15 protein-coding genes are annotated in these 13,617 nt (G+C 68.1%); 8 read left to right on the top strand and 7 right to left on the bottom strand.

Annotation, left to right across the window (positions count from 1 at the left end; all coding sequences use genetic code 11):
• Positions 1–222 precede the first annotated feature (222 nt).
• From BKA25_RS03915 to BKA25_RS03905, 3 genes are read left to right on the top strand one after another with little or no spacing between them, the layout of a single operon-like run.
• Positions 223–567, top strand: coding sequence for a type VII secretion target (locus tag BKA25_RS03915; protein WP_069852051.1), 345 nt, complete (start codon positions 223–225; stop codon positions 565–567).
• Between the two features lie 29 nt (positions 568–596).
• Positions 597–1,322: a hypothetical protein gene (locus tag BKA25_RS03910; RefSeq protein ID WP_157421268.1), complete on the top strand. Its 726-nt coding sequence runs from the start codon at positions 597–599 to the stop codon at positions 1,320–1,322.
• A gap of 2 nt (positions 1,323–1,324) precedes the next feature.
• Complete coding sequence (locus BKA25_RS03905) at positions 1,325–1,783, top strand: hypothetical protein (protein WP_069852055.1); 459 nt, start codon at positions 1,325–1,327, stop codon at positions 1,781–1,783.
• Positions 1,784–1,844: 61 nt separating this feature from the next.
• Here the strand turns inward: BKA25_RS03905 and BKA25_RS03900 are convergent, their stop codons facing one another.
• From BKA25_RS03900 to BKA25_RS03875, 6 genes are all read right to left on the bottom strand, one after another.
• Positions 1,845–3,380 (bottom strand): amino acid permease, encoded by a 1,536-nt coding sequence (locus BKA25_RS03900; RefSeq protein WP_069852057.1) that lies wholly within the window; start codon positions 3,378–3,380, stop codon positions 1,845–1,847.
• 130 nt (positions 3,381–3,510) lie between these two features.
• On the bottom strand, positions 3,511–4,797 hold the full coding sequence (manA, locus tag BKA25_RS03895) for a mannose-6-phosphate isomerase, class I (RefSeq protein ID WP_069854054.1): 1,287 nt from the start codon (positions 4,795–4,797) through the stop codon (positions 3,511–3,513).
• A 65-nt stretch (positions 4,798–4,862) separates the two neighbouring features.
• A complete protein-coding gene (locus BKA25_RS03890) occupies positions 4,863–5,963 on the bottom strand; it encodes a phosphoheptose isomerase family protein (protein WP_069854055.1) in 1,101 nt (366 codons plus the stop codon).
• A gap of 5 nt (positions 5,964–5,968) precedes the next feature.
• On the bottom strand, positions 5,969–6,205 hold the full coding sequence (locus BKA25_RS03885) for a Trm112 family protein (RefSeq protein ID WP_069852059.1): 237 nt from the start codon (positions 6,203–6,205) through the stop codon (positions 5,969–5,971).
• A gap of 54 nt (positions 6,206–6,259) precedes the next feature.
• Positions 6,260–7,609, bottom strand: coding sequence for a phosphomannomutase/phosphoglucomutase (locus BKA25_RS03880; RefSeq protein WP_069852061.1), 1,350 nt, complete (start codon positions 7,607–7,609; stop codon positions 6,260–6,262).
• Positions 7,610–7,753: 144 nt separating this feature from the next.
• Positions 7,754–8,230 carry a metallopeptidase family protein gene (locus BKA25_RS03875; RefSeq protein WP_084643375.1) on the bottom strand — a complete coding sequence of 159 codons (477 nt, stop codon included), beginning with the start codon at positions 8,228–8,230 and terminating at the stop codon, positions 7,754–7,756.
• Positions 8,231–8,397: 167 nt separating this feature from the next.
• On the opposite strand from BKA25_RS03875, the gene BKA25_RS03870 reads away from it, so the two are divergent.
• On the top strand, positions 8,398–8,763 hold the full coding sequence (locus tag BKA25_RS03870; RefSeq protein WP_184285075.1) for a DUF3499 domain-containing protein: 366 nt from the start codon (positions 8,398–8,400) through the stop codon (positions 8,761–8,763).
• Positions 8,764–9,102: 339 nt separating this feature from the next.
• Here BKA25_RS03870 and BKA25_RS03865 read toward each other — a convergent pair whose 3' ends face one another.
• Entirely contained in the window at positions 9,103–9,360 is a 258-nt protein-coding gene (locus BKA25_RS03865; RefSeq protein ID WP_172803927.1) for a WhiB family transcriptional regulator, read from the bottom strand.
• A 321-nt stretch (positions 9,361–9,681) separates the two neighbouring features.
• On the opposite strand from BKA25_RS03865, the gene BKA25_RS03860 reads away from it, so the two are divergent.
• From BKA25_RS03860 to BKA25_RS03845, 4 genes are all read left to right on the top strand, one after another.
• Complete coding sequence (locus BKA25_RS03860) at positions 9,682–10,446, top strand: site-2 protease family protein (RefSeq protein ID WP_069852064.1); 765 nt, start codon at positions 9,682–9,684, stop codon at positions 10,444–10,446.
• Positions 10,447–10,554: 108 nt separating this feature from the next.
• Positions 10,555–11,556 (top strand): 2-phospho-L-lactate transferase, encoded by a 1,002-nt coding sequence (gene cofD / locus BKA25_RS03855; RefSeq protein ID WP_069852065.1) that lies wholly within the window; start codon positions 10,555–10,557, stop codon positions 11,554–11,556.
• Positions 11,553–13,013 carry a coenzyme F420-0:L-glutamate ligase gene (locus BKA25_RS03850; RefSeq protein WP_084643376.1) on the top strand — a complete coding sequence of 487 codons (1,461 nt, stop codon included), beginning with the start codon at positions 11,553–11,555 and terminating at the stop codon, positions 13,011–13,013. Before cofD ends, BKA25_RS03850 begins: the two co-directional genes overlap by 4 nt.
• Complete coding sequence (locus tag BKA25_RS03845; protein WP_069852067.1) at positions 13,010–13,561, top strand: NUDIX hydrolase; 552 nt, start codon at positions 13,010–13,012, stop codon at positions 13,559–13,561. Before BKA25_RS03850 ends, BKA25_RS03845 begins: the two co-directional genes overlap by 4 nt.
• The last annotated feature ends 56 nt before the right edge of the window (positions 13,562–13,617 follow it).

Below are 13,617 nucleotides of genomic sequence, written 5' to 3'. Positions count from 1 at the left end.
GTCACCCAACGGCCGCGTGCTCACGATGACGGTTGCTCGACCGCCACCGATTATCGACTTTCGCCTCCGGCCCGATCGAATTGACGGACGATCGGCCGACACAGAAGCAGTCCGTATCACCGGTGAAACAATTCGATTTTCTCACGACAGCCGATAAACCGACCTGCTCAGCCGACGAGCAGGCGGCAACCCCGGCATTGAGATCGAATCGGGAGGCCGGTTATGAGCGAGTCCGATTATCAGTTGGATGATCCGAACACGCTGATCAACACGGGACACGACATACTCGCTGATCATGCTGAGCATGCAACTGCCGCCTCCGAATACATCATGGAGCACGTCATGGTGTCCTCGGGCGAGTTGGGCCTGGTCTTCGGCGCATTTACCGAGGCATGCACACAGCTGGCCACCAACCTGTCCGGCAACTACCTCTGGCTGAGCACCCTCATGACCGAATCGGCGGCGGAACTGCGCAGCGCGGGCGAGCAGTACGCGGAGACCGAGACGACCGAGGCCCGCCGACTCGACGAATCCTATTCCGGCCAATACCGCTTCGATTCCGAATGACCCGCGAGCCAGGAAAGGAGGACTAGCCGATGTCGGATCTCAATCCCGCCGATCGATTAACGGCGCCGGAGGAAACCGCTCCGATGCCCACCTGGACCGAACAGGTGCTCGGTTTCACCGACCTGTTCTCGGTCACCGCGTGGGTGCGTGAGGCCTGCAAGACGTTCATCGACGTCGACCCGGTCACCTGGTTCTCGGAATGGGTGATAGGCGATTGGAAACAGGTCGGCCTCGCCGAGTCCGCAGTGCTCAACGCCGAGAAGTTCCACGCCGACTTCGCCGCCAACATGGACGCGTTGATCCCCGGACTGGCCTGGGAGGGCAACGCTGCCTCCGCCGCAGGCGAGTATTTCGGTCGGGTGGCGGAGGTCCTGCGTGATCAGCAGACCGCGATCGCCGAGGCCGCCGCGGGCCTGGCCGAACTCAAGAACAGCATCTACTTCTCGATCAAAACCCTTGAAGGCCTGATCTCGGCGACGCTGGATCTGGTCATCGAGCTTGCCTTGGAGGCGATCGTCGCGGCGGCTGCGGGAGCGCCCACCGCAGGCGTCGGCGCCATCCCCGGACTGGCCGCCATGGCACTGACCGTCATCAAGGCCCTGGGCAAGTGGGCGCAGGTCGTCGAGGCCATCGGCTGGATGATGACCGCGGTGTACGGACTCACCGGCGTCGTGCAGGCGATGACCACCTCGCTCGAGGTGAGCTCGACGATTCCGATGCCGGGCGCGGCCTACGACCATCCAGGAGTGGACTGACGATGACGCAACCGGGAGAAGCACGCGAACCGATGCTCGACATCGCGGGCGGCGACGAAGCGCGATCGCGACGGCTCATGCGGACCGTCAAGGCGGCACGCGACAGCGCGGCCGATCCGGCCCTGCGGGCTCTGCTCGAGGATGTGGTCGCCGGGAAGAAGGGGCTCCGCGAGATCGCGGGCACCGAGGCGTTCGGCAGGGCTGCGGCGCCGGCGATCAACCGGTTCGCCGAGATCTATCAGAACCTCAGCGACGAGGAACGCGCCGCAGCCGAGGAGGAGGGCAGGCGGCAGGAGGACGAGATCCAGCGGGAGATCGACGAGGAGAAGCGCGCCGCGATGTCCGGACCGCCGGTTCCCCACCCGAGCACTCCGCCGGGCGCCCCGCCGCTTCGCCGCCCGAGTCGCAGGCGCGATGACGACGAAGACGACGACTTCAGCGAGAACACGTTCCTGCGCTGAACCCAGCGGGATCGACAGGGCGCCGTCCACCTCCGACCCGAGGTGGACGACGCCCTGCGTACTACTTGTCGACTCCACCCCCGAGCCCCTCCGGGCCTGCCGCTCGCTCCCGTTCCCGCTCTCGGATACCGAGCACGGAATGGCTTCGGCCGTAGGCGAAGTAGACCAACACGCCGAGCCCCATCCAGATCATGAACCGAACCCAGGTCAACGCGGTGAGGTTCAACATGAGCCAGATGCACGCCAGGATCGCCAGGATCGGCACCAACGGCACCAACGGGGCACGGAAGCCGCGCTTGATGTCCGGCCGGGTCTTGCGCAGCACTATGACTCCCGCCGACACCAGGATGAAGGCGAACAGCGTGCCGACGTTGACCATCTCCTCCAGCGCGCCAGCCGGGAAGAAGCCCGCGATCACCGCGACCACCCCGCCGACCAGCAGAGTGGCGCGCACCGGAGTACCCCGGGTTCCGGTCGGCGACAGCGACTTGGGCACCAACCCGTCGCGCGACATCGCGAACAGCACCCGGACCTGGCCGATCATCATGACCATCACCACGGTGGTCAGACCGGCCAACGCACCGACCGAGATCACCGCGGCCGCCCAATCGACGCCGTTGGCGGCGAAGGCCGTCGCCAGAGTCGCGTCGTCACCGCCGGGTGGGGTGGCCAGTTCGGTGTAGGGCTGCATTCCGGTGAGCACCAAGGCGACCAGCACGTAGAGCACTGTCACGATGGCCAACGAGCCGAGAATGCCCCGAGGCACGTCGCGCTGCGGATTGCGGGTCTCCTCGGCCGTCGTGGCCACCACGTCGAAACCGATGAACGCGAAGAAGACGATCGACGCCCCCGCCAGTAGACCGAACACCCCGTAGGTGCTGGTCTCCATCCCGAAGAACAGCGACAGCAGCGACTGATCCAGGCCCGATCCACCGCCCTCGGCGCTGCCCGCCGCAGGCGGGATGAACGGGGTGTAGTTCTCGGCACGCACGTAGGCGAAGCCGACGACGATCACCAGCAGGACCACGGCGACCTTGATCGCGGTGATCACCTGGCTGACCCGCGAGGAGAGCTTGGTGCCCAGGACGAGCAGGGTGATCAGCACGACGACCAACAGCACCGCGCCCCAGTCGAACTGCAGGCCGCCCAGCGAGATCTGTGTCGGAACGTCCAGGCCGACCAGTGTGAAGATCTCGCGGAGATAGTCGGACCAGCCCTTGCTGACCACCGCCGCCGCCAGCGCGAACTCCAGGATGAGGTCCCAGCCGATGATCCAGGCCAGGAATTCGCCGAACGTGGCGTAGGAGAACGTGTAAGCGGAACCCGCGACCGGCAGCGTGGAGGCGAACTCCGCGTAACACAACGCGGCCAACCCACAGGTCGCCGCCGCTAGCACGAACGACAACGACACCGATGGACCCGCGATGTTGCCCGCTGTCCGGGCGGCGAGGGTGAAGATACCCGCACCGACCACCACCGCGACGCCGAAGACGATCAGATCCCACGCGGTCAGCTCCTTGCGAAGCCTGCTACCGGGTTCATCGGTGTCCGCGATCGACTGCTCGATGGATTTCGTTCGTCGCAGGTCGCTTCGCATTCCAGCCTCCTTCACCGTTCGTCCCCATGGAGGGAAATTCACGAACAGTACAAGAGTCTGGTCGTTACGCAGGCCCAATGCAGGCCAACGCGCCGCCGAATCAGGTGGTCAATGGCACAACGACCTGACGTCAGGACGGCGCGGTGGCGTGGAAGACCTGAGTTCGTCCCGATTCGTCGCATTCCACCGGCACGACCTCGACCGCCGGATCCGCGGCCGCGAGCCACACCGCCTGACCGCGCGAGATCGTCAGCGTGCCGCCGTCCTCGGCCAGCAGCCGAACCCGGCCCGCCGTGCACAACAACACCTGCGGGCCGACCGGTTCCAGTCGCACCGTCGAATCCCCGACATCGGTACCGGCCAGACCATCGCCGTCGACGATCCCCAGCGGATTGATCGCACGCTCGGCCCAGTCCAGCCGGGACAGCTCGAACTCCACGGCCTCGGTGGGGTACACGGTGACGCAGTCCCGCTGTCGTTCCCCGGTGAGCAACGGCATGTCGCCGCCCCGGAAATCCAGCACCCGCATCAACTCCGGCACATCGACGTGCTTGGGGGTCAAGCCGCCACGCAACACGTTGTCGGAGTTGGCCATGATCTCCACACCGGTGCCGCGCAGATAGCTGTGCAGGTTCCCCGCAGGCAGGTACATCGCCTCGCCCGGCGCCAGTACGATCCGGTTGAGCAGCAACGCCGCCAGCACCCCGGCATCACCCGGATAGGCCTCGCCCAACTCCAGCACCGTGCGGCATTCCCGGTCGTAGGGCCCGTGCGCCTGGAGATGCCGGACACAGCCGTCCAGCACCGGCGGCAACAGCGCGTCGACGGCGGCCTGCGGCAGCGTGATCAACGTGGTGAACAGAGCCCGGAGACCCTCCGGCCCCGGCACGGCCGCCAACAGATCCACATAGTGCGCCAACTCGGGGACATCGAGTTCGTTCAACAGCTCGACGGTCCGGTCCGCATCCCGGAAACCCGCCAGGGCATGGAATTCGGTCAACGCGCAGATCAGCTCGGGCTTATGGCTGCGATCCCGATAATTGCGCTCCGAGGCGTCCAGCGGCACGCCTGCCCGCTCTTCCCGCTCGAAGCCCTCAGCCGCCTGTTCTGCGGAGGGATGCGCCTGCAGGCTCAGCGGCTCATCGGCCGCCAACACCTTCATCAAGAACGGCAGCCTGCCGCCCCACCGCTGCGCGCAGGCCTGCCCGAGCTGGCGATGCGGATCGGCGTGCAGCACCTCGACGAGCGCCGCTTCGGAACCATCGGCTCGCACCAGGGTCGAGGAATCGGAGGGATGCGCACCGAGCCACAGCTCGGCCTCGGGATGCGGCGCGGGCACCGGCAACCCGAGCAGGGTGGAGATGGCGGTCCGAGATCCCCAGGCGTAGGGACGCACGGGGTTGCGCAGCAGGTCCACTTCGGTCACTCGTTCCCTAGTCCGCGGTTGACGCGATTGCATGCACGATGCGCAGTGCAGGCGGTTCAGCGGCCTGCCAGTGCGGGCTCACCGGAACCGCCCAGGGCTCCGGTGGCCAAGCCGAGATACACGGCGCATAGGTCGAATCTGGTGGCCAGTGACAGCGCGCCCAGCACATCACCGTCACCGCCCGGTCTGCTGTCATCGGCCTCGGGCGACACGATCTCGCCGCCGGGTACCGCATCGGTCGCATGTCGGGCCAAGGCCATCGCCTCGTCGCCACGCTGCACCGACAACAGCAATGCTCGCGGCCGGGGCGCCACCTGATCGTCCGGGTCGGCGAAGATGTCCATGCTCTGCGCCTGACCGGCCACCGCCTGATACAGCGCGGGCCGCCGCACGGCATTGCGGAAATCCCCGGTATCGGCGACCACACCGCCGAAGGACGCCAGCGAATGAGCGGCGTGCTCCGCCACGGCGGTCGCCACCGGATCCAGACCCCAGAGCAGCGGAATCCGGTCGGACAGTCGAAGAGCCAACAACTTCGCTGGATTGACGAAGGTCTCGTGTACGGGGTGGTCCCGCTCCGCCTCCCGGTCGAGGCCGTCGGCGATGCGGTCGAGGTCGACATCGACGAGGCCCAGGGCCCGTGCGGCGAGCAGGCCTGCGGCCAGCGCCCTCGGCAGGCTCAGCCCGTCCGGAGTCGTCACCCGGGGGAACAGCAGGACCGCGCTACCCGAGGCGGCCGCCGCGACCGGCCCGTCCTCCGGCAGGGTCAACAGCAGCCGGGTGCCACGTCGAGCCGCGCGGTACACCGACTCGGCCAGCACTGGATCGTGGCCGTCCTCGATGTGCCCGACCACGACGTCCAACGGGCCCACCCAGGCGGGTACGACCTCGGAGCACACGACGGGAACCGGGCAGCTCGGGCCGAGCAACGCGGTCAGGATTCGCGCCGCCGCTCCACCGATCGCGGAGCGGCACAACAGCACCAGCGCCCTAGGCCGGTCCTCGATATGGGCAGCGAGGTTCGCCTCTAGTGCGCTCTCCTGGGTCGAACGAATCTGTGCGCCCGCCGTGGCGCCGCCACGCAGCAGCCCGACGCCATCGGCCCGCTGTAGCAGTGCCGCGTCGTCGAGCACCTCGCCGATATCGCGGTCGAGCATCTCGATCACCTGCTCGTCGAAACCTCGGGGCTCGAAGCCGGTGGTGGCGTACCCGGCCCGGGGATCGCCTCGTCGAGCAACAACACCGGGATCCCGTCCTGAACCGGGAACCGGCGGTCACAGCTGGTGCAGGTCAAGAACTCGGCCTCGGAGTCCTGCGGGGTGCCGACCAGCAGCTTGCCGTGCTCCGGGCAGGGGCAGGCGAGCACTTCCAGAAGTCGGGAATCGAGGGTGAGGGACACGGTTCCTCCTAGCCGGTTCGGGTCAGCGGGCCACGCTCTTCGTCCGTCGCCGCATCAGCCTCGGACGATCGAGAGGACCTCGTCTCGCAGTCGGACCATCTCGGTCTCCCCCGGGCCCTCCACGTTCAGCCGCAACAGCGGCTCGGTGTTCGAGGGACGCACATTGAACCAGGAACCGTCGGTGAGCTGGACGGTGAGACCGTCGAGCTCGTCGACCGTGGCGCCTGCCCGGTCGATGAAGGCGGCGCGGACCTGGGCGAGTCGCTGCGTGGGCTCCGCCACCGTGGAGTTGACCTCACCGGAGGCGACGTATCGGCTGTACTCGCTGGTCAGCTCGGACAGCGGCGACGCCTGCTCACCGAGCGCGGCCAGTACGTGCATCGCGGCGAGCATGCCGGTGTCGGCCCGCCAGAAATCGCGGAAGTAGTAGTGGGCGGAGTGCTCGCCGCCGAAGATGGCGCCGGTCTCGGCCATGCTCTGCTTGATGAAGGAGTGGCCGACCCTGGTGCGGACCGGCTTGCCGCCGTGCTCGGTGACGATCTCGGGCACGGCCTTGGACGTGATCAGGTTGTGGATGATCGTGCCGCCCGGGTCCTTGGCCAGTTCGCGCACGGCCACCAGGGCGGTGACGGCGCTGGGCGAGACCGGGTCGCCGTTCTCGTCCACCACGAAGCAGCGGTCGGCGTCGCCGTCGAAGGCCAGACCGGCGTCGGCGCCGATCTCGCGGACCTTCGCCTGCAGATCGACGATGTTGGCCGGGTCCAGCGGGTTGGCCTCGTGGTTGGGGAAGCTGCCGTCCAGCTCGAAGTACAGCGGCACGACGGTCAGCGGCAGGTTCTTGAAGACCTCGGGGACGGTGTGTCCGCCCATGCCGTTTCCGGCGTCGACCACGATCGTCAGCGGCCGTGAATTCGAGAGATCCACCAGTTCGTGCAGGTAGGCCGAGTACTCGGCAAGCAGGTCACGGGAGCTGACGGTGCCTCGGCGACCGACGAAACCGGGCACGCCGTTCTCGACCATCTCGCGGATCTCGGCCAGACCGCTGTCCTGTCCGACCGGCGCCGCGCCCGCTCGGCAGAGCTTGATCCCGTTGTACCGGGCCGGGTTGTGGCTGGCGGTGAACATCGCGCCGGGGATGTCCAGGTGACCCGAGGCGAAGTACAGCATGTCGGTGCTGGCCAGGCCGATCTCGACGACGTCGACGCCTTGATCGGTCACGCCCTCGGCGAAGGCCGCCGCGAGTCCGGGCGAGGAGTCCCGCATGTCGTGGCCGATGGCGATCTCGGGCGCACTCACCAACCGGGCGAACGCTGCTCCGATCTCTCGGACGACGGCTGCATCGAGCTGCTCGTCGACCACGCCGCGGATGTCGTACGCCTTGACGATGCCGGACAGGTCGTGCACGCCACTCTCCCTCGTCTGCGGGCCCGCCTGAAGTGGCCACCGACCCTGCCTAGGAGCAGCCTACCGGCGTCGCCGATGTCGCCGCGTGGGTCGGTGCGGTCTGTGATCGACAGATGACGCATACGATGTCCGGTCGCGCTCGGCTCAGGACTCCCCGTCGACCACGTCGGGGTCGAGTCCGAGGTAGCTGGCCACCTGTTCCACCAGCACGTCGTGCACCAGGTCGGAGAGATCGATCCCGTCCTGGGCCCTGGCCTCCAGGGGTCTGCGGTAGAGCACGATGCGGGCCCTGGTCGGCACGCCCCGTCGATCGACCCCGGCCGGGATCAGCCTGGCCAGCGGCACCCGGCCGTCCTCGACCACGTCGACGCCCTGCTCCGCCTCGCTGTGCGGTTCCGCCGTCAACTCCGGGACGTCGTCGACCGCCACGTCGAGCTGGGTCAGCTCGGTACGCCACCGTTGTTCGAGCGGTTCGAGGGTCTCGAGGACCAACGCATCGAACTTCTCCGATCGACTTCGTGCGGCGGGGGTCGACGGCGGATACAGTGCGCCCCGAAGCCCTCGTCCGCGGCGATCTCGACGCGACCGCGTCCGTCGCTGATAACCGTGCGCTGCCACCACGGCGCCGAGGGTACGCCGTATTCGGCGGACACCTCGGCGAACCGACGTGTGTCGGTGCGCGGCGGGGCGAGAAGAGACCAGGTTGCGGCGACCTGGAAGATGTCATGAACAAGTGTCATCCGCGTGGCTGCTACGCGGTGAGGAAGAAGGGCGCTATGGTCGCCGCTGTGCGGAGCGTGAGACGGTGCTCGCGAACCGGGTGTACGAACCCGGCTGTCGCCACGCTCACCTACGCGTACGCGGACTCGACGGCCGTCGTCGGACCGCTGGCCACGTTCGCCGAACCCCACAGCTACGACCTGTGCGAGGCGCATGCGATGCGCCTGACCGCCCCGAAGGGGTGGGAGGTCGTCCGCTACGAGGGCGAGTTCGCGATCCCACAACCCACGGTCGACGACCTGACGGCCTTGGCCGAGGCCGTCCGCGAGGCCGGGCGGGCCGAGCGAACACCGGAGGCCGTCGAGGGCACCATCTCGCGGGGCCCCCGGCCTCACCCACACCTCCGGGTCATCCCCACCCCACCCGAGGACTGACCACCACGCGGGTTACCTCGCCGGGAGACTGGGCCACCCACCCGCCGACTCGGATGCCAACCACCATCCGTCTTTGCCATCGGACGACAGCCGGTTCACGAATAGCATTCGCGAATTGCCGCTCGAAATCAGCAACGATTCACATCTTGGGAATCGCTACTCGCCCCAGGCGAAGCGCCCGGTTCAACGATTGAGAATTTGAAGCCGATTTAACCTCGATGCCGAGGAGAATTAGCCCCGGACCATCTTCCCAGGGACGATCCGGGGCCACTGCCACGAAGGCGAGCTCATCATCTCGGGCAGGCCCACCCGGCCGAGATGACGAGCGTGACGGACCCCTCAGGAGGCCCGCTTCTTCAATTTGCGTCTCTCGCGTTCGGAGAGGCCGCCCCAGATTCCGAAGCGCTCATCGTGTGCCAGTGCATATTCCAGACACTCGGCACGCACCTCACAGCCAGCGCAGATGCGCTTGGCCTCCCGGGTCGATCCTCCCTTCTCGGGAAAGAACGCCTCCGGATCGGTTTGCGCACATAGTGCACGCTCTTGCCAATCCTGTTCCTCATCCCCCGTGTCGAACAGATCGGTGATGCCTTCCAACTCCCCAAGTTGAAGGTCTCTCCGATCCGCCGCACGGTTCTCTTCGAATTCGTGCACGTCCGCCTCCTCGCCTTCCGCACTCCCCGGTTGGCGGACGCCACCCGTCGCCCCTCTCCAGGACGCCGAATGACACCGATGTGATTACACCTGTGTAACCGCAGGGGGTCAAGCCGAACTCATCCGAATGGGGGATTGTTCGGCTGTCCGGCAGCGTCCGGACGGCGGTGTCGGCCGCCGGCACTGGACCATTCGGGGGCCATCGGCGTCGATACGCCGGGCAGTGTCGCCCACACGGGTCAATCGATGGGACACACTGGCCTGGTGATGCGATCCGGAGTCCGGCCGAGCCCGCTGTTCCTCGCCATCGTCGGCGTGACCATCGCCGGTGCGCTGCTGACCCTCATCGAGCAGCAGATCGCGGTGACGACCGGCATCGTGCTGCTGGTCATCGGCGGCTGGGCGGTCTCCCTCTGCCTGCACGAGTTCGGCCACGCGGCCGTCGCGCTCAAGGGCGGCGATCACTCCGTCCGCGCCAAGGGCTATCTGACCCTGGACCCCCGCCGATACACCGACCCGGTGCTCAGTCTGCTGTTGCCGATGCTGCTCCTGCTCGCGGGCGGTATCCCGCTGCCGGGCGGTGCCGTGTGGATCAACCGGCACGCACTGCGCTCCAAGGGCATCGAATCCGCCGTGTCCCTGGCGGGCCCGCTGACCAACCTGGTGCTCGGGGCGTTGTTGGTGATGTCGGTCTCGCTCTTCCAGCCGCCGCTGGGGCTGGCCATCGGACTGTCGTACCTGGCGTACGTACAGATCATCGCTTTCGTGCTCAACATCCTGCCGGTTCCCGGCCTCGATGGTTACGGGGCGCTGGAGCCTTATCTGCCGTATCAGGCCCGCCGTTACGGCCAGATCGCGCGCCCGTGGGCGCCCCTGGTGTTGTTCGCGCTGCTGCTCGGGCTGCCTGAGCTGGGAATCACCATTCTGAGTGACACGCTGTTCGGCCTGACGGGTTCGATCTTCGATGTGATCGGCGGCGATCCGCTGCTGGCTCAACTGGGACAGCTGGAGTTCCGCTTCTGGAACTAGCCGCCGGGGCGAGTCGACGACGGCGGCCCCGCATGCGGACCCGCGCCGGGGCCCGGGCGCGGGCTCGCGCCCGAGGAGCACCCCGCAGGCCGCATTAGGATCGTTCGAGTGAAGGTTGTCGTACTCGTCGGCGGGGTCGGTGGCGCCCGCTTCCTGTTGGGTGTGAAGTCCGCGCTGGGCCTGCCGATCCACGGTGAGGCGCCGGAATCCAGCCCGCATCAGATCACCGCCATCGTCAATACCGGCGACGACGTGCGGATGCACGACCTGCAGATATGTCCCGATCTGGACACCTGCATGTACACCCTCTCCGGAGCCATCGACGACGTGAAGGGGTGGGGTCGGTCTGAGGAGACGTGGACCGTCCAAGAGGAACTCGCGGCCTACGGCGTCGAACCGGACTGGTTCGGGCTCGGTGACCGGGACATCGCCACCCACCTGGTGCGCACCCGGATGCTGCGTGCGGGCTATCCGCTGTCCTCGGTGACCGAGGCATTGAGCGACCGTTGGCGCCCCGGTGTGCACCTGCTGCCGATGTCGGACGACCGAGTCGAGACACACGTGGTGATCGACGACCCGAACAGCGGGGACGGCGCCCGCCGCGCCGTGCACTTCCAGGAATGGTGGGTCCGGTATCGCGCCGAGCCGGCCGCCCACGCCATCGGTCCGGTCGGTATCGAGAACGCCGCTCCCGCTCCGGGATTGCTGGAGGCGGTCAAGGAAGCCGATGTGGTGCTGCTCGCCCCGTCCAATCCCGTGGTCAGCGTCGGCACCATCCTCGCGGTGCCGGGGGTCCGCGATGCGCTGCGCGAGACCAAGGCCCCGGTGATCGGTGTCTCGCCCATCATCGGTGGACGCCCGCTGCGCGGAATGGCCGACGCCTGCCTGGCCGCGATCGACGTCGAGAGCACGGCGGAGGCGGTCGGGCGGCACTACGGCTCCCGGAGCGCCTCCGAGGACGGTCTGCTGGACGGCTGGCTGGTGCACACCGGCGACGACGCCCAGGTGCCGGGGGTCGCCGTGCGCGCGGTGCCCCTGTTGATGACCTCCCCGGAAGCGACCTCCGCGATGGTGCACGCCGCATTCGACCTGGCAGGAGTACAGGCATGATCGAGGACGCCGCAACGGCGACGGTCCAGCTCGTCGACGCCTCCGACGGGCGACCGGGCGAACCGACCGCCGAGGCGCAGGCCGCCCGGGACGAGGTCGCCGGAGTCGCCGAGGTCGCCGACCATGCCGCGCCGAGCAGCGTGCAGCTGTTCCCGGTCGCCGGACTGCCCGAGTTCGCCGAGGGCGATGACCTCGCGGCGGCGATCGCGGCGGCGGCGGATTGGCTGCGCGACGGCGACGTGGTGGTCGTCACCAGCAAGGTGCTGTCCAAGGTCGAGGGCCGGTTGGTGCAGGTGCCCGCCGATCCCGAGGGCCGCGAGGAAGCGCGGCGGGCGTTGGTGCTGTCCGAGGCCCAGCGGGTCGTCGCCAGCTTCCGCAGCACCCTGATCACCGAGAACCGCCTCGGCATCGTGCAGGCCGCGTCCGGAGTGGACAACTCCAACATCGCGTTGAATCAGATCGCCCTGCTGCCGGTGGATCCGGACGGCTCGGCCGCTCGGTTGCGGGCCGCGCTGCACGAGGCGTTGGGCGTGACGGTCGGCATCGTGATCACCGACACCATGGGACGAGCCTGGCGGGTCGGTCAGACCGACGCCGCGATCGGGGCGGCCGGGATCGGCGTGCTGCACGGCTATCGGGGCGGGGTCGACTCGCACGGCAACGAGCTGTCGGTGACCCAGGTAGCGGTGGCCGATGAGATCGCGGCCGCCGCCGACCTGGTGAAGGGCAAACTCGGCGGGCAGCCGGTCGCGGTGGTGCGTGGGCTGTCGGTGCACGATGACGGTTCCGCCGCATCGGACCTGGTGCGGCCGGTCGAAGACGATCTGTTCCGGCTCGGAGCCGACGAGGCCATCGCTCAGGGCCGCCGAGAAGCCGTGCTGCTCCGCCGCTCGGTGCGGGAGTTCGATTCGCGGCCGGTGGACCCCGAGATCGTCCGGCGGGCGGTCGGAATCGCGTTGACCGCGCCCGCACCGCACCACACCCACCCGGTCCGGTTCGTCTGGCTTCGCGACGACGAGCGAAGGCTGCGGCTGCTGACGGCGATGCGCGAGCAATGGCAGCGCGACCTGATCGCCGACGGACGCAGCGCGGAATGGGCCGCGCGCCGCACCACCAGAGGCGACCTGCTCTTCAAGGCGCCCGAGGTCGTGCTGCCGTTCATGGTTCCCGACGGCGCCCACGACTATCCCGACGACCGGCGCAGCGCCTCCGAACGCACCATGTTCACCGTCGCGGGCGGTGCCGCGGTGCAGGGCCTACTCGTGGCGTTGGCGGCCGAGGAGGTCGGTTCCTGCTGGGTCTCCTCCACCATGTTCTGCCCGGAACTGGTGCGTCGGGAACTGGAACTGCCCGACGACTGGAATCCGCTGGGCGCGGTGGCCGTCGGCTATCCGGCGGACGGCCCGCAGCCGCCCCGCGACCCGAGGGCACCGGAGTCGGGCCTGGTGGAGCTGTGAACCTGCACGCGGACAGCGTGGCAGTCTTGACCGCCTGGCAGGCACCCGACTCGCAACAGGAGGCGCTGCGTCAGGCGTTCCTGGCGTTCCTCGCCTCCTCGCCGGATGCCTGCCGTCGCGAGTACGCGCCCGGCCACATCACCGCATCCGCGCTGGTACTGGACGCATCGAGACGGCGAACGCTGCTCACCCTGCATCCGAGGGTCGGTCGATGGCTGCAACTCGGCGGGCACTGCGAGGCGACCGACGCCGGGTTGCGGGAAGCGGCGTTGCGGGAGGCCGAGGAGGAGTCCGGAATGACGGGCCTGCGGATCGATCCGCAACCGTTGCATCTGGACGCGCACCCGGTGACCTGCTCCGGCGGAGTGCCCACCCGGCACCTCGATGTGCGGTACCTCGTGCACGCCCCGGCCGACGCGCAGCCGCTCCGCAGTGCCGAATCCCTTGACCTACAGTGGTGGCCGGTGGACGGACTTCCGTCCGATGTGGACTCGATACCCCACATGATCAAGCTCGCACTTGGTACCGGACACTCACACGAGCCGTAGCCTGCACGCACGCGCAGGGAATACTGTGGAGATAGCACCGGGTCCACCCCGACGAG

Source organism: Actinoalloteichus hymeniacidonis (genome assembly GCF_014203365.1).
Taxonomy (GTDB): Bacteria; Actinomycetota; Actinomycetes; order Mycobacteriales; family Pseudonocardiaceae; genus Actinoalloteichus_A; species Actinoalloteichus_A hymeniacidonis.
The sequence above is the reverse complement of the archived record's forward strand: the minus strand, read 5'-3'. Positions and strand labels throughout refer to the sequence as shown.